Annotated in this window: 20 protein-coding genes, 1 tRNA gene and 1 pseudogene; 18 read left to right on the top strand and 4 right to left on the bottom strand. The window is 37.4% G+C overall.

Annotated elements, in window-relative coordinates; translation table 11 throughout:
• The 3 genes and pseudogenes from AB7942_RS12875 to AB7942_RS12865 form a co-directional block, all read left to right on the top strand.
• A pseudogene (locus AB7942_RS12875) lies at positions 1–257 on the top strand (hypothetical protein); the annotation flags it as partial.
• Positions 258–1,048: 791 nt separating this feature from the next.
• On the top strand, positions 1,049–2,044 hold the full coding sequence (locus tag AB7942_RS12870) for a hypothetical protein (protein ID WP_369447141.1): 996 nt from the start codon (positions 1,049–1,051) through the stop codon (positions 2,042–2,044).
• A 123-nt stretch (positions 2,045–2,167) separates the two neighbouring features.
• Positions 2,168–2,617 (top strand): DinB family protein, encoded by a 450-nt coding sequence (locus AB7942_RS12865; protein ID WP_369447140.1) that lies wholly within the window; start codon positions 2,168–2,170, stop codon positions 2,615–2,617.
• A 199-nt stretch (positions 2,618–2,816) separates the two neighbouring features.
• Here the strand turns inward: AB7942_RS12865 and AB7942_RS12860 are convergent, their stop codons facing one another.
• Positions 2,817–4,028 carry an MFS transporter gene (locus AB7942_RS12860; protein ID WP_369447139.1) on the bottom strand — a complete coding sequence of 404 codons (1,212 nt, stop codon included), beginning with the start codon at positions 4,026–4,028 and terminating at the stop codon, positions 2,817–2,819.
• 381 nt (positions 4,029–4,409) lie between these two features.
• Here AB7942_RS12860 and fdhF point away from each other — a divergent pair, with 381 nt between their 5' ends.
• The 6 genes from fdhF (at position 4,410) to AB7942_RS12830 (ending at position 11,180) form a co-directional block, all read left to right on the top strand.
• The gene (fdhF, locus tag AB7942_RS12855) at positions 4,410–7,367 is read left to right on the top strand and encodes a formate dehydrogenase subunit alpha (protein WP_483310872.1); all 2,958 of its coding nucleotides are present in this window, start codon (positions 4,410–4,412) and stop codon (positions 7,365–7,367) included.
• A gap of 15 nt (positions 7,368–7,382) precedes the next feature.
• Positions 7,383–7,862: a helical membrane plugin domain-containing protein gene (locus AB7942_RS12850; protein ID WP_088088178.1), complete on the top strand. Its 480-nt coding sequence runs from the start codon at positions 7,383–7,385 to the stop codon at positions 7,860–7,862.
• On the top strand, positions 7,859–8,377 hold the full coding sequence (locus tag AB7942_RS12845) for a phosphate-starvation-inducible protein PsiE (protein WP_369447138.1): 519 nt from the start codon (positions 7,859–7,861) through the stop codon (positions 8,375–8,377). Before AB7942_RS12850 ends, AB7942_RS12845 begins: the two co-directional genes overlap by 4 nt.
• Positions 8,349–8,696 (top strand): Na-translocating system protein MpsC family protein, encoded by a 348-nt coding sequence (locus AB7942_RS12840; protein WP_088088177.1) that lies wholly within the window; start codon positions 8,349–8,351, stop codon positions 8,694–8,696. The genes AB7942_RS12845 and AB7942_RS12840 overlap by 29 nt, the downstream gene beginning before the upstream one ends.
• Positions 8,697–8,707: 11 nt before the next feature.
• The gene (gene fdhD, locus AB7942_RS12835; RefSeq protein WP_256942577.1) at positions 8,708–9,496 is read left to right on the top strand and encodes a formate dehydrogenase accessory sulfurtransferase FdhD; all 789 of its coding nucleotides are present in this window, start codon (positions 8,708–8,710) and stop codon (positions 9,494–9,496) included.
• Positions 9,497–10,175: 679 nt separating this feature from the next.
• Complete coding sequence (locus tag AB7942_RS12830; protein WP_369447137.1) at positions 10,176–11,180, top strand: ABC transporter substrate-binding protein; 1,005 nt, start codon at positions 10,176–10,178, stop codon at positions 11,178–11,180.
• Positions 11,181–11,327: 147 nt separating this feature from the next.
• On the opposite strand, the gene AB7942_RS12825 is transcribed toward AB7942_RS12830, so the two are convergent.
• Entirely contained in the window at positions 11,328–11,570 is a 243-nt protein-coding gene (locus AB7942_RS12825; RefSeq protein WP_369447136.1) for a glutaredoxin family protein, read from the bottom strand.
• Positions 11,571–12,025: 455 nt separating this feature from the next.
• Between AB7942_RS12825 and glnA the strand changes: the two genes are divergently transcribed.
• The gene (gene glnA, locus AB7942_RS12820; RefSeq protein ID WP_369447135.1) at positions 12,026–13,390 is read left to right on the top strand and encodes a type I glutamate--ammonia ligase; all 1,365 of its coding nucleotides are present in this window, start codon (positions 12,026–12,028) and stop codon (positions 13,388–13,390) included.
• A 158-nt stretch (positions 13,391–13,548) separates the two neighbouring features.
• On the opposite strand, the gene AB7942_RS12815 is transcribed toward glnA, so the two are convergent.
• The gene (locus tag AB7942_RS12815; protein ID WP_369447134.1) at positions 13,549–13,782 is read right to left on the bottom strand and encodes an ABC transporter; all 234 of its coding nucleotides are present in this window, start codon (positions 13,780–13,782) and stop codon (positions 13,549–13,551) included.
• Positions 13,783–14,027: 245 nt separating this feature from the next.
• On the opposite strand from AB7942_RS12815, the gene AB7942_RS12810 reads away from it, so the two are divergent.
• From AB7942_RS12810 to AB7942_RS12795, 4 genes are all read left to right on the top strand, one after another.
• Positions 14,028–15,101 carry an NAD(P)H-dependent flavin oxidoreductase gene (locus AB7942_RS12810; RefSeq protein ID WP_369447133.1) on the top strand — a complete coding sequence of 358 codons (1,074 nt, stop codon included), beginning with the start codon at positions 14,028–14,030 and terminating at the stop codon, positions 15,099–15,101.
• Between the two features lie 144 nt (positions 15,102–15,245).
• Positions 15,246–16,196 (top strand): ribose-phosphate diphosphokinase, encoded by a 951-nt coding sequence (locus AB7942_RS12805; protein WP_369447132.1) that lies wholly within the window; start codon positions 15,246–15,248, stop codon positions 16,194–16,196.
• 271 nt (positions 16,197–16,467) lie between these two features.
• A complete protein-coding gene (locus AB7942_RS12800; RefSeq protein WP_369447131.1) occupies positions 16,468–18,030 on the top strand; it encodes an acetate--CoA ligase in 1,563 nt (520 codons plus the stop codon).
• A 112-nt stretch (positions 18,031–18,142) separates the two neighbouring features.
• A complete protein-coding gene (locus AB7942_RS12795) occupies positions 18,143–19,063 on the top strand; it encodes a carbohydrate kinase family protein (protein WP_369447130.1) in 921 nt (306 codons plus the stop codon).
• Positions 19,064–19,246: 183 nt separating this feature from the next.
• Here the strand turns inward: AB7942_RS12795 and AB7942_RS12790 are convergent.
• Positions 19,247–19,333: transfer RNA gene (locus tag AB7942_RS12790), tRNA-OTHER, on the bottom strand.
• A 162-nt stretch (positions 19,334–19,495) separates the two neighbouring features.
• Between AB7942_RS12790 and purU the strand changes: the two genes are divergently transcribed.
• The 4 genes from purU to AB7942_RS12770 all read left to right on the top strand — a co-directional run bounded on the left by purU (position 19,496) and on the right by AB7942_RS12770 (position 21,782).
• Positions 19,496–20,395 carry a formyltetrahydrofolate deformylase gene (purU, locus tag AB7942_RS12785; RefSeq protein WP_369447129.1) on the top strand — a complete coding sequence of 300 codons (900 nt, stop codon included), beginning with the start codon at positions 19,496–19,498 and terminating at the stop codon, positions 20,393–20,395.
• A gap of 160 nt (positions 20,396–20,555) precedes the next feature.
• Positions 20,556–20,756, top strand: coding sequence for a CDGSH iron-sulfur domain-containing protein (locus AB7942_RS12780; protein WP_369447128.1), 201 nt, complete (start codon positions 20,556–20,558; stop codon positions 20,754–20,756).
• 259 nt (positions 20,757–21,015) lie between these two features.
• On the top strand, positions 21,016–21,438 hold the full coding sequence (locus AB7942_RS12775; protein ID WP_369447127.1) for an SRPBCC family protein: 423 nt from the start codon (positions 21,016–21,018) through the stop codon (positions 21,436–21,438).
• A gap of 161 nt (positions 21,439–21,599) precedes the next feature.
• Positions 21,600–21,782, top strand: coding sequence for a hypothetical protein (locus AB7942_RS12770; RefSeq protein WP_369447126.1), 183 nt, complete (start codon positions 21,600–21,602; stop codon positions 21,780–21,782).
• The last annotated feature ends 114 nt before the right edge of the window (positions 21,783–21,896 follow it).

Below are 21,896 nucleotides of genomic sequence, written 5' to 3'. Positions count from 1 at the left end.
TTAAAAGTTTTACAGATAATATGAAGAGGGAGAAGAAATTCAACATTGAAGTTCCTAAAGATTTAAAATTTAAAAAGGCGGCTAATTTCCATGACCTGCTTGCCTCATTGAAATTAAAATGGGTAAAAATTAATCGTGGCGGTCCTGAGAAGTTAGAAGGTGTACTCTGTGATGTAAGTAAAGATATTGTTTCTTTGGTCATTAATAAGGAAATTGTTCGCCTTTCCATGGTCGACATTAAAAATATTAGTAATTGAGTAACAATTGATTAGTCTGAAGCCGAAAAACAACAGTCACGTCATAAAGCTTTAAAATCAAACGGTGACAGTCAAAAAAAATATGACCAAAAGTAGCAAAAAGGTAACTTCGCAAAAACATCAATTGAAGATGCTGAAAGTAATCAATCAGATCTCTTATCCACTATGGAAAAGATATTACGAAATTATATTATAACCATTCAAAATTAAGATTTTTAAGAGCACGTTGCATTGCATCAGCTTTATTTGCTGGCGGAGAAGCTGTTTCTCAATTGTGAAAATAAAATATGAATCTAAAATCTCCCACATTATTTAAAATTTAGGGCTTCTTAGCGACCGATCTTGGTCAGAAGAAGAGAGAAGGGTCGCTTATAAAGCGTCTATGCGACTGATCTTGGTCAGAAGAAGGGAGAAGGGTCGCTTATAAAGCGTTTATGCGACCGATCTTGGTTAGAAGAAGAGAGAAGGGTCACCTATGAAGCGTCTAAGCGACCGAATTCGGTCAGAAGAAGAGAGAAGGGGCGCCTATTAAGTGTCTAAGCAACCGAACTCGGCAAGAAGAAGTTAATAGGTACGATTAACCTTTAATTGTTACCAATTTTTAGATTTTTTCGCAGAAAAATTGGATTTTTCGTAGAATGAAGTTTTGAGTGTTGAAGATAGTTCCACACAACAAAATATTTTTTGTGAACAATTTCACAAATTGTTCAATAATAGGACAGCTATGGAATTGATTTTTCATGTATATTATCACTATAGTCATGTTGTTTATATAACTAGGGGGTTTACCAATGAAAAAGATATTTCAAATAATACTAACTTTAGGACTTATTATGACACCTTTTTTTGCACAAGCACATGTGAAATGGTTCACAAATGTTGCGCCACATAAGGAGTCTATAGAACATATATTATCACCGATGTTTATATTTTTAACGTTAATTGCAGCTATTGTATTAGCCGCATTGACTTTGATCATTCCCAAAATGACTGAATGGGGACCTGTGAGGAAAATGGAGGAGGGACTCTCTGGTTTAAGAAAGTATTCTCGATATCTACTCAAATACGGGACAGCAGTTGCACTAATGATTCAAATGGTAAATGGAACGCTATTTGCACCTGAGTTTCATGTTAGTAGTAATTATATTATTGTATTGACGTGGATTAACATTGGATTATTATTGATTCCGCATCATATCTCGACAAAAATAGGTGCTTCGGTTTTATTAGGATTATTTATTTATGTTACAATCCATCATGGCATTTTTTATATGTTAGACTACGGATTTTATGTAGCTATCATCGGTGTTTTATTGGTAGGAAATACAAAGATGGAGAAGGCAGGGTTCCCATTTCTCTATTTAGGGACAGGGTTATCACTTAGCTGGGTCGCCGTTGAAAAATGGGTTTATCCAGGTATGGCATTAGATATTGTCACAAACCATCATGTGCCTACATTTGGCTTCGCACCAGAGTTGTTTGTTGTAATGGCGGCATTTATCGAGTTTGTCGTGGGTTATTTGTTAGTTGTCGGTATCTTAAATCGTGTGTTAGGTTTTGTGGTAACAGGCATTTTTATCTCAACCACGATGCTCTTTGGAATGACAGAAGTCATCGGCCATTTCATGATTCACATTGTATTAATCATCTTCATTATTGAGGGTGTTTCATTCTATAACCCGCCGATTAAAATGCATAAAACTAAAACAGATCAATTTATCTTTGTATTTTTAAACTTCATTTTTGTGCTAGCAACCTTTTTATTGATTTACTATCGTTTCGCATAAGGCCATTTGTAGTGAGATTTTTCTTAAAGACTTAAACTGAGTACTAATGATCTTGTCTAAATATATAATCGTTCTAAATTTTATTTGCTAACACATATTGATTAAGTACATGGAGGTGGTCAAGTGGAAACGATCCGAAATATGTTTGAGCATTTAAACTGGGCTAATCAAAGAATTCTTGAAACCTTGCAAAATATGGAAGGGGAGAACAAACAGGTTAACAATCTATTCTCACATATCCTTCTGGCAGAACATGTGTGGTTTACTAGGTTAATAGGGTCAGACAGTTCAAAAATACCTATCTGGGCAGAGGTCAGTTTAGGTGCTTGTACAGAAATGGTTAACAAAAATAATCTAAACTTTAAAGAATTTCTTTCTGGGTTATCTATTCCTGCTCTCGATCAGATCGTGTCATACAGAAATAGTAAAGGCAATGAGTTTAATAATTCGGTAAGAGATATCTTGACCCATGTTGCACTACATGGTCAATATCATCGAGGACAGATCAATCTACTTCTCAGAGCAAATGAAATCGAACCTGTTAATGTTGATTTTATTACATTTAGGAGATAGATGAAGGAATCTGGTATCAATAGGTGTTATTAAGCAAGATTTATAATGATTTAAGATAATAAATGTTAATGAAAAGCTCTAGACCCAATCGTTAGGTTGGTCCTAGAGCTTTTATTTTTTGTATTCAATTATAAAATTCCTAAAAAAAACATAATACAAAGTCGATTTGTGCGACGGTTCGAGTAAAGCCTTCTTTTTCTTATAGTCTATGTGGAGAATGCTGTATTCTTCTTGTAGAAATGGTTCCTAATCGAATCGATATGATTATAGAAATAATAGCGAGAACTACAATCATAGAGACAACACCAAGCCAGCCAAAACTACTAAAAAATGTACCACTGGCCGTTCCTCCAATACTTGAACCCGCATAATAGAAAAACAAATATAGGGATGCTGCTTGTGCTTTGTCGTGAGTAGCAAGTTGTCCTACCCAACCACTTGCAATCGAATGGCCAGCAAAAAATCCGTAAGTAAAGATGGCTATTCCGATAATTTTTAACCATAAAGACGAATCTAACGTTATACATGCACCTAACAATACAATGAATAATGACATCAGTAATAATTTTCTTTTACCGTATTGATCAGCTAACATGCCCATCCAAGTAGAGCTAAATGTTCCAACAATATACACTATAAATATAAATCCAACTAAGGTTTGACTTAATGAATAGGGTGGCACTATGAGCTGAAAACCAATATAGTTATATAAAGATACAAAGCATCCCATTAATAGAAATCCAGTGAAAAATAGATAAAGGAGACCTGGTTCTTTAAATTGGACAAACAATGAGGTTACTAACTTCTTTATTTCAAATTTTCGGGGTTTGAAATGAGTAGATTTCGGTAAAATAAACCAAAAAATAAGGCTAGCAAGTAAACTAATCATTCCAATTACGGCTAAAGCTACATGCCAATTAAAATGATCTGTTAAAATTCCACTAATTATTCGACCACCCATGCCACCAATGGAGTTCCCACTTATGTATAATCCCATTCCCATCCCTAAACTTTTCGGTTCAATCTCCTCTCCTAAGTAGGCCATTGCTACAGCAGGCAATCCAGCTAATGAAATCCCTTGTAATATTCTACATAAGATTAATAGATGAAAACTCGGACTAAACGCTGTTAAAATGGATAGAATCGATGAAGCAAATAAAGAAATAGTCATGACTGGTTTCCGGCCAAATACTTCTGATAAAGAACCAGCAATCAACATACTTATGGCTAAAGCGATTGTAGTAGAGGACAAGCTTAAACTTGATACGGCTGGTGAAATATGAAATTCCTTCCCTATCTCAGGTAGTAATGGTTGGGTACCCCAAAGGATGGCAAATGTATTAAAACCACCTGCAAATAAAGCTATGTTTACCATTTTAAATGTGTGTGTCCCACGCTGAATATAACCCATTATTAAAGCATACTCCTTTAGTTGTTTTAAAATAAGGTTTTATTATTTATATCTACTTATCATACTCCTCCTTTTACATAAGTTCTATTAAAATCCTTTTAAGAAACAATGCTAGAAATAAATAGATAAAGAGTTAATGCTAAATACGGGTAGTGCAGACATCTTATTAATGTTCACCGTATTGACATAATTATTAAAAACACTTAAACTTGTCAAAGTGGTGTTCGAATTTTGTTCACAATGTTTGAATGCCACTTTAAAAAGTAAATGGATTGGTAAAAAGTATTTTAAAATGCTTGATATACATCCATCACAAAAGATCTATGTACTATTACATAGTTGTTTTGTGATGGATTTTTTTATTTTCTGGAGGTATAGGGAATGGCAATCAACATGGTTACTGTATCGATTAATGGCGTAAAGCAAGTAGTCGAAGAGAATGGAAGAATATTAGATTATTTAAATAACCAAGGAATAGAACATCCACACATCTGTTATTCGGAAAATACAGGTCCTATTCAGACCTGTGATACATGTATGTGTGAGATAGATGGAAAATTAATGAGGGTCTGTTCTACCACTTTTACTAGTGGGATGGAGATAAAAACAAACTCAGAATTAGCAAAGTCTGCACAAACAGAAGCAATGGACCGAATTTTAGAAAATCACATGCTGTATTGCACCGTTTGTGATAACAATAATGGCAACTGCCGCGTACATAACACGGCTGAACTGTTAGAAATTGAACATCAAACACGTCCATTTCGTTCGAAAGGGTATGAAGTGGATATGTCCCATCCTTTCTACCGCTATGATCCGGACCAATGTATCCTTTGCGGTAGATGTGTAGAGGTCTGCCAGGATGTTCAAGTAAATGAAACCCTATTAATTGATTGGGAAAGCAAGATGCCGCGTGTGAACTGGGATGGCGGCAAGTCGATTAATGAATCGTCATGTGTGTCGTGCGGCCAGTGTGTGACTGTTTGTCCGTGTAATGCCTTAATGGAAAAATCCATGCTGGGTGAAGCTGGATTCATGTCGGGGATCAAAGATGATTTGCTTACACCGATGATCGACCTTATCAAAGCTGTGGAACCAGGCTACAGTGGCATATTTGCTGTTTCAGAAGTGGAAGCAGCAATGCGGGATACGAGAACAAAGAAAACCAAAACCGTTTGTACATTTTGTGGTGTAGGTTGCACCTTTGAAGTGTGGACAAAGGGCCGGGAAATCTTAAAAGTAGAACCAGTTGAACAATCACCGGTGAACAGCATTTCTTCTTGTGTAAAAGGTAAATTCGGCTGGGATTTTGTGAATTCAGAAGAACGATTAACCACTCCACTGATTCGCAAAGGAGATGAATTTGTTCCAGCAAGCTGGGATGAAGCACTCACACTTATTTCTAATAAATTAGGTAACATTCAACAAACCTATGGCAAGGATTCGATTGGTTTTGTTTCTTCTTCTAAAATAACCAACGAGGAAAACTATTTGATGCAAAAATTAGCCCGCCAAGTGTTTGGAACCAATAATGTAGATAACTGCTCACGATATTGTCAATCTCCTGCAACAGATGGGTTATTGTCAACGGTTGGTTTCGGCGGTGATTCTGGAACGATCCAAGATATTGCCAAAGCTAGTTTGGTTATCATCATTGGCGCGAATCCAACGGAAGGACACCCAGTTTTAGCTACCCGAGTAAAACGAGCTCATAAGCTAAATGGTCAAAAATTAATTGTTTCCGATTTACGTAAACATGAAATGGCGGAACGCTCAGATCTTTTCATTCATCCGAACCAAGGAACAGATTTTGTTTGGCTTAGTGCGGTCGCAAAATACATCATTGACAAAGGCTGGGAAAACAAGCAGTTTATCCGTCAACATGTTAATCAATATGAAGCATTTGTAAAACACTTAGAAATATATACGTTAGATTACGCCCAAAAGGAAACAGGAATAGCAAAAGAGTCCTTAATGGAAGTGGCGAAAATGATAGTTGAAGCAGACGGAACCTGTATTCTTTGGGGAATGGGTGTTACTCAAAATATTGCTGGCAGTTATACGTCTGCAGCCATCTCAAATCTGTTATTACTGACAGGTAACTATATGCGCCCAGGTGCTGGTGCTTATCCGCTTCGTGGACATAATAACGTCCAAGGTGCTTGTGATATGGGGACTCTGCCCGGATGGCTTCCTGGAAATCAACATATTTCAAATGATGAAGCAAGACAAAAGTTCGAACAAGTGTACGGAGTGGAAATCTCCCATAAACCAGGTAAGGATAATATTCAAATGCTCGAATCAGTCGAGACGGGCGATTTAAAAGCCATTTACCTAGTCGGCGAAGATATGGCTTGGATTGACGCTAATGCCAATCATGTCCATGAAACACTATCAAAACTAGACTTTTTTGTCGTTCAGGATGTCTTTTTTACAAAAACAGCGCAGTTTGCTGATGTGATTCTTCCAGCGGCACCTTCACTAGAAAAAGATGGAACCTTCACCAATACAGAACGTCGTGTTCAACGACTTTATCAAGTACTCGAACCACACGAAGATTCAAAACCAGATTGGTGGATTATTCAGCAAGTAGCGAATCATATGGGGGCCGATTGGAGCTTCCAGCATCCAGGTGAAATATTTGCAGAAATGGCCAGCCTTGCACCGATTTTTGCAGGGGCGAGTTATGAGATGTTGGAAGGGTGGAATAGCTTTTTCTGGGGCAGCCATACAGGAGAAAGCACACCGCTTTTATTCACAGACGGTTTCAATTTCCCTGATAAAAAAGCGGTGTTTTCATTAATGGAATATGTTCCACCAGTCCGATTTGGAAAGGAATTTGATCTGACTTTAAATAATGGACGGTTATTGGAACATTTCCATGAAGGCAATTTAACCAACAAATCAAAAGGTTTGCTATATAAGCTACCAGAGGTATTTGTCGAAGTCTCTCCGGAATTTGCAGCGGAACGGGAAATTTCTGAAGGGGCATTGGTCAGGTTAATTTCCCCTTATGGAGCGATTAAGTTAAGGGCAACGATTACTAGCCGCGTACAGGGAAAGGAATTATATGTTCCAATGCACTCTGTCAGTCATGAAAATGCCATTAACCTTTTAACAGGAAGTGCTGGTGATGTGCATACACGTACTCCTGCTTATAAACAAACACAAGTGAGGATGGAAGTGATCAAAGCAAGAGGCGAATCACCGATTCCAGCCTTTAATCATCGGAATGCGAAAAGAACGCCACAAAATGGAGTAGAGGTATTCCGCAAATGGGAACGGGACGATTATCAGCCGATTGCGTCAGTAAACGAATATATCAAACCAGGGGTATAAAAGGGGAGAATCAACGTGGCAAAACCAATTACTGCTTTTGCAAATAGACAAAAGTCAGAAGAAGAACTTCATTTCGAGAAAATTGACCATTTAGTTGATCATGTCATCCAAAATGCTGATGGATTAAAACAAACCATTGCCCTTCTGCATGAACTTCACGAAAGTGGAATACTAGAAGCGCTTGTGTCCCTTGTCCAGGCAAAAGAGAAAGTGGCGAAAATAGCTGTTGATCAAATGGTACGGCCACCTGTAACCAATCTTATTAACAATGCGATGGCGGCAGCAGGGGCGTTAACGGAATTAGATCCTGCTTTTACTAAAAAACTAGTCGATGGCGTATCAACTGGTATGAAAAACGCAGAAGAAAGTGTGAAAAACGGAGAAAAGGCAGGAGTGATGGATCTTTTTAAAGCGATGAAAGATCCTGATATCAATCGGACCATTTTATTTGGGATTCATTTATTAAAAGGAATTGGTGAAGGTTTAAAGGATTGAATCCTCTTAAACCTTCCTTTACTAACGATTTATTTTTAGAGAAAGCGGGAAAAATAGTGGAATCAAAGATTTTAACCCAATGTATTATAAAGTTTGCACAGTTAGTTAAGAACATTACTTTAATTGCGTTGCTGTTCCTTTTGATCTATTTAATGCTGAGGCAAACTTACTATATTGGAATATATGCCATCTATGATTCAAAAAGTGTTCATTTGATATTAGAACAAATTTTAAACTTTTTTCTATATCTTTCCTTTTTCTCAATGATAGTAATTTACCTTGAAAAACGTGAAAATTTCTCACTGCGTTATTTAATTTACATTGGAATTACCGCAACTGTACGTTACATTATCGTTAATCGTTCAGATGCGATGCAAAACCTGTTATTAACGCTTGTTATTCTATTGCTTATTTTTGGTTATCTTTTGTTAACTCCATCTATGAATGAATTGCGAAGTTATTTTAAGAACAGGAGGTGGCAGCGCATTGAGCAAAAAAGAACATCAATTCAATGAAATTGTCCGGAAGGTAAGAAAAGACTTATTTGGAAAAGGTCCAGAATCCATTAAAACAGTATTCTGTGAAAATATGGCGATTACGACTCTCAGAGGTAATTTAACTCCTGTTGAGAAGTTTATCATGCACAGTCCTGAAGGGTTTGAACAAGTACACCGGGCAAGAACAAAAATGATTCAAGAGCATTATAAACAACATAAGCCGGTTGAGATGGAAGACATCATTCAATCAAAATTACTGAATCTATTCTCAGACATCAATATTGAGGAAGATGTTGCGATATCGGTCTTTTTATTTGAAAAACCGATTGAGGGGTGAGGAACTTGTTACTGCAGAATGAAACTAGTTTTTCGATTGTTCGTTTTAAGGATGGGGAATTATCTAGAACAGATGATACGATTGTGACCGAGTTTCCCATCACGATTAAACTCAATCAAGTAGAATTTGCGACACTGGTGTGTACGCCAGAATATCTAGAAGAGATGGTTATTGGTTTTTTGGCATCGGAAAATGTGATTAAACACTTTGATGATATAGAAGATATTTGGATCGAAGAAGGCCGGGGCTTTGCGCATGTTACGGTAAAACAGCAGCCAGATTTATACGAAAAATTAAGGTCCAAACGCTATGTAACCTCTTGTTGCGGAATGTCAAGGCAAGGATTCTATTTTGTCAATGATGCGTTAACGGCTAAGAAACTCCATCATATCAAATTGACACTCACACCTAATAAATGCATTTCGCTTATGAAGGCATTACAGCAAGAAGCGGCGACATTTAAGCGGACAGGCGGGGTTCATAATGCGGCATTGTGTGACCAAAATGGGATGTTGGTCATGCGAATGGATATCGGCAGGCATAATGCCCTTGATAAATTGTATGGTTTTTGTGTTAAGGATTCCATTCCAACTAACGATAAAATTCTTGTGTTTAGTGGAAGAATCTCAAGTGAAATTTTAATAAAAGCATCTAAAATGGGATGCTCTGTTGTTCTATCGAAAGCCGCTCCGACTGAACTAGCCCTTGAGATGGCAAACAAACTTGGTATTACAACGGTTGGGTTTATTCGTAACCAAAGTTTTAATATCTACACGCATGATTGGAGAATACAAGAATAGAGTTGTAATTGTAACCACCAGTTTTTGCAATAGAGTGCGAGGCACAACCAGCAATTGGATTGTGCCTTGTGCTTTTTTTTGAATGCTGCACGTCAAAATGCATATTGCAAACGAATTTGAAATTGAGGAAACAATGGATTATTTGAGGCGGTATGAATTTAAGGGTATTGTTTTTGGTTGAACCAATTAGAGCAATTAGAGTACCTTACACTTTTTCTTTGTAAAATCTATATTTAGGAGCTATTAAAAGGAGAAACTAACAACGATACAAAGAAATGGTTCAGGACAATAGCCAAAGTAGCTATGATAAAACTTTTAAAGGAAATTTAAATATAAATGATCGCTATTTAGTAAAAGCTTTATATGTCTCCCAATTAGGTTATATGATCCGAGAAACTACTGTACACCAATGTGGGTCAATACAAATTTACATGCTTCGCAGGGCTATCTTCTCAAATTTCCCCAAATAAAATAGTTCTTTTTCTTTGTTATTAATATGTAAATCAGTATAAAACATCTTATTCTTGAAAATTACTATTGTCCCACAGTTACTTTACGTGATAAAATCTGAATATTATAAATTTTTTTATAATAATTTACGATAGTAAGGGAAACTGTTTCCTTTATTGTTCACCAGGAGAATACATAAATAGTGGTTTAATTTGGGGAGGATTAACAGATGAAAAAGAGTTTAGCGTTATTATTGTGTGGAGTGTTATTGTTGCTTTCAGCATGTGGAGCGGGAAGTAAGGAAGCTGGCGGAGAGGAAAAGGAGAAAAAAGAGAAAGTGGTGAAAATAGGCATTACGCAAATTGTCGAGCATCCGTCTCTTGATGCTGCACGAGAGGGTTTTATCGCGGCTCTGAAGGATGCCGGCTATGAAGAAGGAAAGAACTTGAAGCTTGATTACCAAAATGCCCAGGGAGACATGAACAATAATATGTCCATTGCCCAAAAATTGGTTGCAGACAAGAATGACCTTATTTTGGCTATCGCCACGCCTAGCGCTCAGGCGGTGGTCAAGCAGACGAAGGATATTCCAATATTGTTTACCGCTATTACTGATCCGGTCGGGGCTGAGCTTGTCCAAAGCCTAGAAAAGCCAGGCGGGAATGCGACAGGCACATCTGATACGCACCCAGATGCGATAAAGAATACGATTGCTGCAATTAAATCATTTATTCCCGATGCCAAGAAGGTGGGGATCATATATAACAACGGTGAACCCAACTCTGTTGTAAATGTTAAACATGCTAAGTCAGCTTTAGAGGCAGCAGGTCTGGAGGCGGTTGAAACTACCATAACTGCTAGTACCGAAGTAAAGCAGGCAGCCGAGTCAATGGTAGGGCGTGCGGACGTATTATACATTCCTAAGGACAACACCGTCGTATCTGCCCTAGAATCGGTTATAACTGTAGCCAATGCCCAAGATATCCCAACCTTTGTAGGTGAAGGCGATTCTGTAAAACGCGGAACCTTCGCATCTTATGGATTTGACTATCACGATCTAGGCTACTCTACCGGTAAAATGGCTGTGGAAATTCTCAAAGGAAAAAAACCAAACGAAATTCCTGTCGGCTTCCCAGAAAACCTTGAGCTGTTTATCAACAAAAAAGCCGCTAAAGAGGAAGGAATCACCTTAACAGAGGAGATGCTAAAGAACGCGAAGATAGTAGGAGAATAAATCTACATTTATTTGTAACCTGCCGTAAACATGGCAGGTTATTTTTGACTATATTACTCAAAAAGCACTTGCTCGTGTTAGTAGCAAGTGCTTTTTTTTCTAAATTATGAAAGCTAGATCTCTAACAGTTTAGCTTTTTGACATACATTATACCCCAAATAGTTCAGCGAATTTCGCTTGATCAAATCCTAGGACGAACTCTTCACTATCTTCGTCCTTGATAATAGTTACTGGTGTAGCAGAAGCACCTAGTTCAATAAGTTCTTGAAGATATTGATCGTTTTTACGGATGTCTTTTTCTTCAAACTCAATCCCATTTTCTTTTAACCATAGTTTTTCCGCATGACAAGGCGGGCACGTCTCTTGGGAATAAATAATCACTTTTTTCATTTTACGACCTCCACTTCATAATAGTCATTCTACACTGAATTCTCTTTTCATGTGTAATTTATATTCTCTAGTTCAATATTCAACGGAATCTACATTTACAAAAAGCATCATAATAAAGTGAAAACCCTCTATCAGCGGATAGAGGGTTTTCACTTTATTATATGGCTTATTTCTTTTCTAAGAAAAATGGTCAACCTATTACAAACTCTAATAGCTCGTGTCAGACACCTTTTTGTGATGCTTATTATACAAATTTTTGTATATTTATAAATCAAAAAACCCATGCATATTGAAAAAACTTCCTTTTAACGCCTATAACGTGAAAACGCTTACTAAAAAAAACAGCATAAATATTCAAAAAATTTACTAAAAAGGATTGTCAAACTATGTTTTTTCAAATATAATCTATTTATTGATGTAACATAATATAACATGAAATTGCGAGGTAATATAACATGACAAAAACATTAATTTCAAACGCACCTGCAATTGCAACAACTTTTGAACAAATTAAAGAAACGATCAACGAAAAAAGTGTTGAACTATTACACTTGCAATTTGTCGATATTGAAGGGATCTTAAAGCACGTTACGGTAACAGTTGAGCAACTAGAAGATGTCGTAGAAGGTAAAATGATGTTTGATGGTTCTTCGATTAAAGGTTTTTCACCTATTAATAAATCGGACCTTTATCTTCAACCAGATTTAACTACTTTTGCGGTTCTTCCTTGGACAGTTGAAGAGGGGTATTCAGAAGCACGTTTCTTATGTTCTGTTAAGAACCCAGACGGAACACTGTTTGAAGGAGATACAAGAAATGTGCTGAAGAAAACGGTGGATCGTGCTGCTGATCAAGGCTACACTATTTCAGTTGGTCCTGAGTTAGAGTTTTTCCTTTTTAAAACGGATGAAAATGGGTATGCAACGCAAGAACTTGGTGATAAAGCAGGCTATTTCGAGCCATCTCCACATGATCTTGGCGAGCGCGTTCGTTTAGAAATTTACCGTGCCTTAAAAGCAATGGGCTTTACAATTGAAGCATCTCACCACGAAGTTGCAGAAGGACAACATGAAATTAACTTTAAGTATGCGGATGTATTAACGGCGGCTGACCTATCAACTACTTATAAATGGGTCGTGAAAACCGTTGCGAAGAAGTTTGGATTGTACGCTACATTTATGCCAAAACCAGTATTTGGAATCAACGGTTCTGGTATGCATGTCAATATGTCTTTCTTTAAAGGAAGCGAAAATGTATTCTTCGATCCTTCAGATGAGTTACAATTATCGGACAAAGCCTACCAATTTATTGCAGGTGTCCTAGAAAACGTCAAGAGCTTTACGGCCGTAACAAACCCGCTAGTAAACTCTTACAAGCGTTTAGTGCCAGGCTATGAAGCACCTTGTTACATCGCTTGGTCTGCTTCTAACCGTTCAGCGTTGATTCGTATTCCAGCCAAAAAAGGTTTGGCAACACGTGTAGAATTACGTTGTCCAGATCCATCCGCAAACCCTTACTTAACATTTGCTGTTATTGCATCTGCAGGATTAGATGGAATTGAACAAGGATTAGAAGCACCAGCTCCAATTAATGAAGATATCTTCCATATGACGGAAGAGGAAAGAGCATTCCTCGGTATTGATAACCTTCCTGGTAGTTTAGCAGAGTCAATCAAAGCGTTAGAATCAGGTGAGATTGCTGCTAAAACACTAGGAGAGCACGTATACAGCCAGTATGTCTCTATGAAGAAAGCAGAATGGGATAGCTACCGTACAGCTGTTCACACATGGGAAATCGATAACTATCATACAAAATTCTAATATAAAAAGCGGGACAACAGTGCTGATAATAGCCCTTGTTTCCCGCTTTTTTTGTATAGAAATAAATTAAAGGACAGCCTCTAATAAGAGATTGTCCTCCACTTTTGGCCATTGCGCAAAATTTATTATGCCAAGCTGGATTAATCCTGAATGCTATTTCACTTACAGTGATGCCACGCCTTCTTGAATAGGCATAATCCGAAGATAAGGAATGCAAGGAAGCCAATTAAAGCGATAAGGAAGTTTACTACGGTAACAATTAGACCACTTAGGCCGATTATTCCAAGCAACATAGTCACCCAGTGGAATGCGACAAACAATAACCAAATAACACCTGTTAAAAATCCAAGGAAAATCCCAGAAATGCCACAGGAACAATGGTTATGACCCATCTGATTTCACCTCCTGTCTATTTATGGTTGTTCGATATTAATGTATGCAGTTGCTTGACAACTTGTTTATGCAAACACGAAAAGCGGGCTCAAAAAAGGCGCTAATAAAAAGTTTCTGACACTTTTGCACTAATTGTGTTTATATAGTAGTAGAGGAAAACGTTATTGGGATTGGGCCGAATGAATACTATCCCTTCATACATAACGAACAATAAAATGGATTGTTTGGAGAAAGGAAGATTTCTATGCATTTAAACACAAAACTATGTGACCTACTGGATATTGCCTATCCAATTATCCAAGCTGGAATGGCTGGAGGTCCTACAACCGTAGATCTTGTTGCTAGTGTATCTAACGCTGGTGGGTTAGGGACTTTGGGTGCGGCATATATGAAACCGGAGGAAATAAGAAAAGCTATCAGAGAAATTAAGGATCGGACAACAAAGCCATTTGCCGTGAACTTGTTTTGTACAAATTTGAAAGATCATTATGAAGGAGTCGAAGAGTCACAGAAGGTACTTAATGACATTAGAGGGAAATTAGGGATCGAATTCACTGAGCAACAAGTCGTAACGAACAACTTCTTTGAGGAACAGTTTGAAGTATTAATCGATGAAAACGTACCTGTCATTTCAACTGCATTCGGTATCCTTCCCAAAGATAAAATGATAGTCGCAAAGCAACATAACATTATCATTACTACCATGGTAACAACTGTTCAAGAAGCACTGATTGCCGAGGAAAATGGGGTAGATATTATCATTGCCCAGGGGAGTGACGCAGGTGGTCATCGAGGAACCTTTGTAATTGGAAAAAATACCCATGATGCAGCAATCGGAACCTTTTCACTTGTCCCTCAAATCGTGGATGCTGTTTCGGTGCCGGTTGTTGCTGCAGGGGGAATAATGGATAGTCGCGGCCTAGTTGCCTCATTAGCATTAGGTGCACAAGGGGTTCAAATGGGAACCGCTTTTTTAACGACCCTTGAGTCGGGAGCACATCCTGTATATAAACAATCACTAATCAACAGTACAGAAGAAAGTACGGTAATAACGAAAGTATTTTCCGGCCGTCCAGCGAGGGGAATCAACAATGCTTTTATTCAAACATACCATGACGCCAATATCTCTCCAGCTGATTTCCCAACCCAAAATACCCTGACTAATGATATTCGTAGAGAAGCAGCTTTGCAAAATAATCCCGAATATATGTCATTATGGGCAGGTCAGGCAACAAGACTATTACAAAACGAAGTATCCGCTAGTAAAATTATCCATGATATAGTTACAGGTGCCACACGTTTACTATCTTTCAAATAGTTTGGGACAAACCATGATTCTAAAACACGTTGAAAACAGATTATTGAAATTTCGAATTCCTACCATTGTAGCGTTGAGTATAGTAAAATAAGTGAGGATTAAAAAAATTAACTATAGAAATAGAAATAGTGTGGAGGATCTAAGGTGACATACCAACAAAACAAAAGATTTAAACTTTTTTCATTGAATTCAAATCAAAAGCTAGCAGCAGAGATGGCAGAGCTATTGGGCTGTGAGTTAGGCAAAAGTTCAGTATCTCATTTTAGTGATGGAGAGATTCAAATCCATATAGAAGAAAGTGTACGAGGCAGTGAAGTTTATATCGTTCAATCTACTTCCTACCCTGTTAATGATAATATTTTGGAACTCCTCATTATGATTGATGCCTTAAAAAGAGCATCAGTTGGAGTAATCAATGTTGTCATACCATACTATGGGTATGGGCGGCAAGACAGAAAGGCGCGTTCGCGCGAGCCAATTACGGCTAAACTAGTCGCTAACCTTTTAGAAACTACTGGAGCGACTAGAATTCTTACAATGGACCTCCATACTTCACAAATTCAAGGTTTCTTTGATATCCCTGTTGAACATCTATATGGTGTTCCGATCCTTGGACAGTATTTTCAGGAAAAGGGATTGGAAGATATTGTTATTGTGGCGCCTCATAACGGCAGCATCGGCAGAGCGAGGAAAGTAGCCAACCTATTACATGCTCCTATTGCTCTAATCGATAAAAGAAGATTTGAAGAAAATGGTGTCGAAACCACTAATGTAGTTGGTAATGTAGAAGGAAAAAATGTGATTATTATTGACGATTTAATTGATACAGGAGAAACCATTGTGTTAGCAGCAAAGGCGCTTGCAGAAAATGGGGCAAAATCCATTTATGCCGGGTGTACTCATCCTGTTTTTACAGACAAAGCGATTGAGAAAATTGAAGCATCACCAATTAAAGAATTAGTGGTGACGAATACCATTCAGTTACCTGATGATAAAGTCATTAGCAAAATCAAAACGATATCTGTTGCTCCATTGCTTGTAGAAGCAATCGATCGGATTCATAATGAAAAAGCAGTAAGTCCGTTATTTGAATAAGTTTATTGTGCCAAGCCAACAATTTTTTTTGTTGGCTTTTTTATTTGTTAGAGAATATAGAAAAGGATTAGGACCAGATAATAAACCCTGGTGTTGGGTGGGAATTAGGAATCTAAATAATTTACAATGTTAATTAAAGTGATATTATTAAAAGAGTGAATATTATTTTAATGGCTTGTTTTAATACCAGATACTAAAATCTTAGTATATTTATTACAGGCAAAGCTCCATAGGGAGCCCATAAATCCTATCAAGATTGGAGTTAACTACTTTGGAATTGAAATCATTGATCGCACCAGAACACTTTAATTTAGCAAGTGAAATTTCAAAGCATGACTCAGATAAAATCGCCTTGCGCTGGGAAAATGACCTTGGGGAAACAAAAACAATCTCTTATGCTCAGTTAATCACGAAAGCAAATAAACTTGCCAATGGGTTAACTAAATTAGGATTAGAGAAAGGGGACCGGGTTGTCGTAATGACCACTCGTCTCATTGAATCTTATGTCATCTATTTAGCATGTTTAAAGGCAGGATTTGTCATTAGTCCTACTTCAGAATTGCTTCGGGCAAAGGATTTAGTTTATCGCTTAAATCATTCTGAAGCTAAAGCCGTCATTTCATATTCTGATTTGGTAAAAGAATTTGAAAATATTAACGAGAAAACACCGTTTTTACAATTTAAAATCGCGTTCGGTCTAGAAGTACCCAATTGGCTCTCGTTAGAAGCGTTAATCGAAGAGGAATCAGAAACCTTTATCGATGTAGATACGCTAAGTGAGGATAATGCCTTTTTGGCTTATACATCCGGGACCACCGGACAGCCAAAAGGTGTGGTCCATAGCCATGGATGGGGATATGCTCATTTAAGAATTGCCGCTTCAAAATGGCTGAATATTAGTGAGGAGGATCTGGTTTGGGCCACAGCTTCCCCAGGGTGGCAAAAATGGGTCTGGAGTCCTTTTTTATCGATATTGGGTTCAGGAGCAACAGGTTATATCTATCATGGCAGGTTCAATCCACATAAATATTTACGGCTTCTTCAAAATAACAAAGTAAATGTTTTATGCTGCACACCTACTGAATATCGGATGATGGCTAAACTAGATGACCTTTCAAACTTCGATCTATCGCCATTACATACCGCTGTTTCCGCAGGAGAGGCACTTAATCGTGAAGTAATCGATGTGTTTAAAAATCAATTTAACATTCTGATTCGGGATGGGTACGGTCAGACTGAAAGTACGTTACTGATTGCCAATTTAAATATAGATGAGAAAAAATTAGGCTCAATGGGGCAGCCACTGTTATCAGAATTTATTGAAGTGGTTGATGAAAATGGCCAACCTGCTCCTATAAAGGAAGTTGGGACGATTGCGATTAGAAGCGATTTCCCAGCATTATTTAAACAGTATTATAAAAATCCCGAGACAACGGCGGCCTCCTATAATAATCAATACTTTTTAACGGGTGACAGGGCATTTAAAGACGAGGATAACTATTATTGGTTCCAAGGAAGAAAAGATGATGTAATCATCAGCTCTGGCTATACGATTGGACCTTTTGAAGTGGAAGATGCTTTAATGAAACATAAATCGGTGAAAGAGTGCGCGGTAGTCGCTTTACCGGACCCGATCAGAGGAAACATTGTCAAAGCATTTGTGGTATTGAAAGATGGGATTTCAGGCACAATTGAACTAACCAAGGAATTGCAGGGCTTTGTTAAAAATTTAACAGCACCTTATAAATATCCACGGGTGATTGAATATATCGAGGCACTACCTAAAACAGATTCAGGAAAAATTCGTCGTGTAGAACTGCGAACGCAGCGATAATAGAAAATTAGCCAATTGACGATACAGACAGACAAGTTTTAATAAATTTCTGCTAAGATGAGAAGGAATATAGTAAACATACTATTTTTTACGTCTTTGAAGGAGGCACCTCTTGGATCAACTAGGAGTCATTTCGCTGGGAGAAGCATTTGTAGACTTTATTTCAATTGATCATACCAATAACCACTACAAGCAGCTGTTGGGAGGTGCTACCGTTAACGTAGCAGTGGGGACAAGGAGACTTGGGATTCCTGCTTATTATTTATGTAAACTTGGGACCGATGAAATTAGTCAATTTGTAGAACAAGAATTTAGGAAAGAAAGTATTGATACATCATTTTCTGTCCACTCAGAGAGTAAAAAAATTTGTGGTGTATATGTTCATATAAATACAAGCGGAGAGCGGTATTTCCACGCTTACGTCAACGAAACTCCAGATGAAGTATTAACCAATGACGAATTACGAAGGGGAGTTTTTCAGCAGGCGAAGATCTTTTATTTTGGATCAGGAACTCTCTTTCATGAAAAAGCAAAGCAGACATCAGAAGCTGCATTAAAATATGCCAAAGATTCAAGCAACATGATCGCCTTTGACGCCAATCTTCGTCTAAAGCGCTGGGTGAGTGAGGAGAGTTGTCGACAAACTGTTACTTCCTTCCTTAAATATGCACATATAGTGAAACTCGCTGAAGATGAGTTAAATTTTTTAACGGAAACAAATTCACTAGAGGCTGGAATAGAAAAGTTATCTAAATGGAAGATTCCCTATCTGTTTATAACACTGGGGAGCAAAGGTGCATGTTCTGTTATTAATGGTAACAAAGTTTTCGTTCCTGCACCGTTAGTAGATGCCATCGATACCACCGGTGCAGGTGATGCATTTATGTCAGCCCTTTTGTATTGTTTTCACGAAAAGGGTATGCCGACCAATTTTACGCAAATTAAAGAGTATCTCCAATTTGCAAATAGAGTAGGCGCTGCAGTAACAACAGAAATCGGCTCCCTGTCTGCTAATTTTGATAAAAAAATTTGAAGTGTACAATACCACTCAAAAAACCTGAGTCCGATATTGATTTGGACTCAGGTTTTTTAATGTTGGACAGTGGTAAATGTCAGTGTTAATGAGCTTTATATGCAAAAAGGATATAATTGGAATATTGGTGGCGATATTCTGATGAAAAGAGGAGAAAATGAATCCAATAGAGCTTATTTAATTAGGACTTGGTGGGATTTAAACCCACAAAACACATTGCAACCTTTGTGTAAGGGCTGCAAGTTGCTCTATTCATTGAGCTACAAGTCCTAGCTATAATATGTACCAAAAATAAGTTATTATTCCTTAGTTATAACAAAATTTTTTAGTAAACTATTCTAATGTTGCACAGTTAGCAATTTTCAAAATAATGATTAACTATTAGGTCCATCTAATGTATAATATTTTCAACAATGTTAGAGAGGAATTACCATGAACTCATATATAAAAGATCAAATTGAAGTGTTTCAAGAAAAAAATCAGAATCGTGGATGCCTATTAGTTAGCTGCCCAGATCAACCTGGCATAGTAGCGGCGATATCAAAGTTTTTGTTTTCCTATAATGCAAATATTATTGAATCCAGTCAGTATTCCACCAATCCTGAGGGAGGCACTTTTTTTATTCGGATTGAATTTGAATGTCCAGGTTTAAAGGATAAAGCAAAGGACATGGAGACTCAGTTTGCTGAAATTGTTAAGGAGTTTTCGATGGAATGGAGCTTTACGCATGTTTATCATGTGAAAAAAGCGGCAATCTTTGTATCAAAAGAACTTCATTGTTTGCTCGAGCTTTTGTGGGAATGGCAAAGTGGAGACCTAATGGCTGACATCGCCCTTGTCATCAGTAATCATGAAACAGCAAGAGAGGTTGTCGAAGGACTAAACATCCCGTTTTATTACGTTCCAGCCAATAAAGATATTCGTGGACAAGCCGAAGCAACGCAACTAAAGCTACTAAAAGAGTATGACATTGATTTTGTGGTATTGGCCCGATATATGCAAATCTTGTCACCGAAATTTGTCGAAGAAAATCCCAATAAAATTATTAATATTCACCACTCCTTTTTACCAGCCTTTGTGGGTGCAAGACCCTATGAACGAGCTTTTGACCGCGGCGTCAAATTAATCGGAGCTACCTCCCATTATGTGACCAATGATCTGGATGAGGGACCTATTATCGAACAGGATATCAGTCGGGTCGATCATCATGACAATGTGGACAGCCTTAAGAAAATTGGCCGTAGAATTGAAAGAAGCGTATTGGCTCGAGCGGTAAAATGGCATATTGAAGACCGTATTATCGTTCATCAAAATAAAACCATTGTTTTCTAGTGAATCCCTTTAATAGGGATTTTTTTTCTGTCCAATCATTAGATTGGACTATTTATGTGAGATTTTTAAAAAATGGATTTAATCATTTTTTCCAATCAAAAACTTGGACTATTGGAAAGCATCGTGAATATATATTTATAAAACTAGGGGGATGTGGAATATGGATAATCAAATTAAAATTAACGATCATGGTCCATTGCAGGTAAGTGGTGACTTCCAGATCTTCGATGCAGATGGAAAGGAATATCCAAAGAAGGCGAAAGTGTATCTGTGCCGTTGTGGACTTTCCAACAAAAAGCCGTTTTGTGACGGTTCACATAAGAAAGGCGGATTTGAAAGCAGTCCTAGGGCCTCTGAATAAAGTAGGATGTAAATGGTGTCAGGCACCACTCGTTCTCTTTTCAATAATGTAAGGGCAGCCAGGATGGGCAAACCGATCCTGGCTGTTTTATTTTATTGATTTTTTCTTTATCCATGGCTGTATATTGCGGACAAGGTGAAAAGTTGATAAGATATTACCAGATGTTTGTCATCAAGAAGTATAGAATGCCAGCAAAGTAATTCAGCTTAAATTACTATCTACATATTAAACTAAGTGATTATGAAAGGCGGTAATTAAAATGGCAACAGGTAATAATGAGAAAATAACAGTAAAAGCAACAGTTCATGCACCAGTAGAGAAAGTGTGGGAATATTGGACAGAGCCAAAACATATAACGAAATGGAACAATGCCTCAGAAGACTGGCACACGCCAATTGCTGAAAATGATTTAACAGTTGGTGGGAAATTCCTTACAAGAATGGAAGCAAAAGATGGCAGTTTTGGCTTTGATTTTGGTGGGATTTATGATGAAGTGAAATTAAATGAGGTTATTTCTTATACCATGGGGGATGGTAGAAAAGTTAATATTACTTTTAAAGGTCAAGGAAATGAAACCCAGGTAATCGAAACTTTTGATGCAGAAACCACCAATCCAATTGAGATGCAACAAGCGGGATGGCAGTCAATTTTAGATAACTTTAAAAAATATTCGGAGCAATAAACAAATTGAAAAGATGATTTTTTTAGTGAATCCCTTTACTAGGGATTTTTTTTAGGAAAATTAAGTGATTTTTTTAAAAATTATCCTTCGTCCCTCTAAAGTTTCTATATAATTAGATAGTTAAAAACAAAGGGGGAGTTTTTTGGAATTCTGTTTCGATTATGACAATGTTGGCTCTAGCTATTCTATTTTTAATGACGGTGAAAGTAGCGATGATCGGTTCGATCGTTAAAATCGTTGTTGCGATTGTAATGGGTTTCATCGTAGCTAAACTTCTTTTAAGTGGAGTATCGACAACGATTTCTTCGACTAAAACAACAAAGTATAGGGACACCATTTTATAGATTAGTGGATGAAGCTTTTAGCATCGAATTAGGGAGAAAAACAGTTAAAGACTGGTTTTCTCCTTTTTTTTGGTTCTGGAATTTTCTGCATATCCCGTTTGCATCTGGAAATAC

The sequence above is a fragment of the Neobacillus sp. BF23-41 genome, assembly GCF_041106275.1.
Note: the sequence above shows the minus strand (reverse complement) of the source record. Positions and strands in the feature narration are given on the sequence as shown.

Bases quoted from the DNA above. Each gene is read 5' to 3' on its own strand.
- AB7942_RS12870 (WP_369447141.1), top strand. From the start codon at position 1,049: ATGAAAAAGATATTTCAAATAATACTAACTTTAGGACTTATTATGACA.
- AB7942_RS12860 (WP_369447139.1), bottom strand. From the start codon at position 4,028: ATGGGTTATATTCAGCGTGGGACACACACATTTAAAATGGTAAACATA.
- fdhF (WP_483310872.1), top strand. From the start codon at position 4,410: ATGGCAATCAACATGGTTACTGTATCGATTAATGGCGTAAAGCAAGTA.
- AB7942_RS12830 (WP_369447137.1), top strand. From the start codon at position 10,176: ATGAAAAAGAGTTTAGCGTTATTATTGTGTGGAGTGTTATTGTTGCTT.
- AB7942_RS12825 (WP_369447136.1), bottom strand. From the start codon at position 11,570: ATGAAAAAAGTGATTATTTATTCCCAAGAGACGTGCCCGCCTTGTCAT.
- glnA (WP_369447135.1), top strand. From the start codon at position 12,026: ATGACAAAAACATTAATTTCAAACGCACCTGCAATTGCAACAACTTTT.
- AB7942_RS12815 (WP_369447134.1), bottom strand. From the start codon at position 13,782: ATGGGTCATAACCATTGTTCCTGTGGCATTTCTGGGATTTTCCTTGGA.
- AB7942_RS12810 (WP_369447133.1), top strand. From the start codon at position 14,028: ATGCATTTAAACACAAAACTATGTGACCTACTGGATATTGCCTATCCA.
- purU (WP_369447129.1), top strand. From the start codon at position 19,496: ATGAACTCATATATAAAAGATCAAATTGAAGTGTTTCAAGAAAAAAAT.
- AB7942_RS12780 (WP_369447128.1), top strand. From the start codon at position 20,556: ATGGATAATCAAATTAAAATTAACGATCATGGTCCATTGCAGGTAAGT.
- AB7942_RS12775 (WP_369447127.1), top strand. From the start codon at position 21,016: ATGGCAACAGGTAATAATGAGAAAATAACAGTAAAAGCAACAGTTCAT.
- AB7942_RS12770 (WP_369447126.1), top strand. From the start codon at position 21,600: ATGACAATGTTGGCTCTAGCTATTCTATTTTTAATGACGGTGAAAGTA.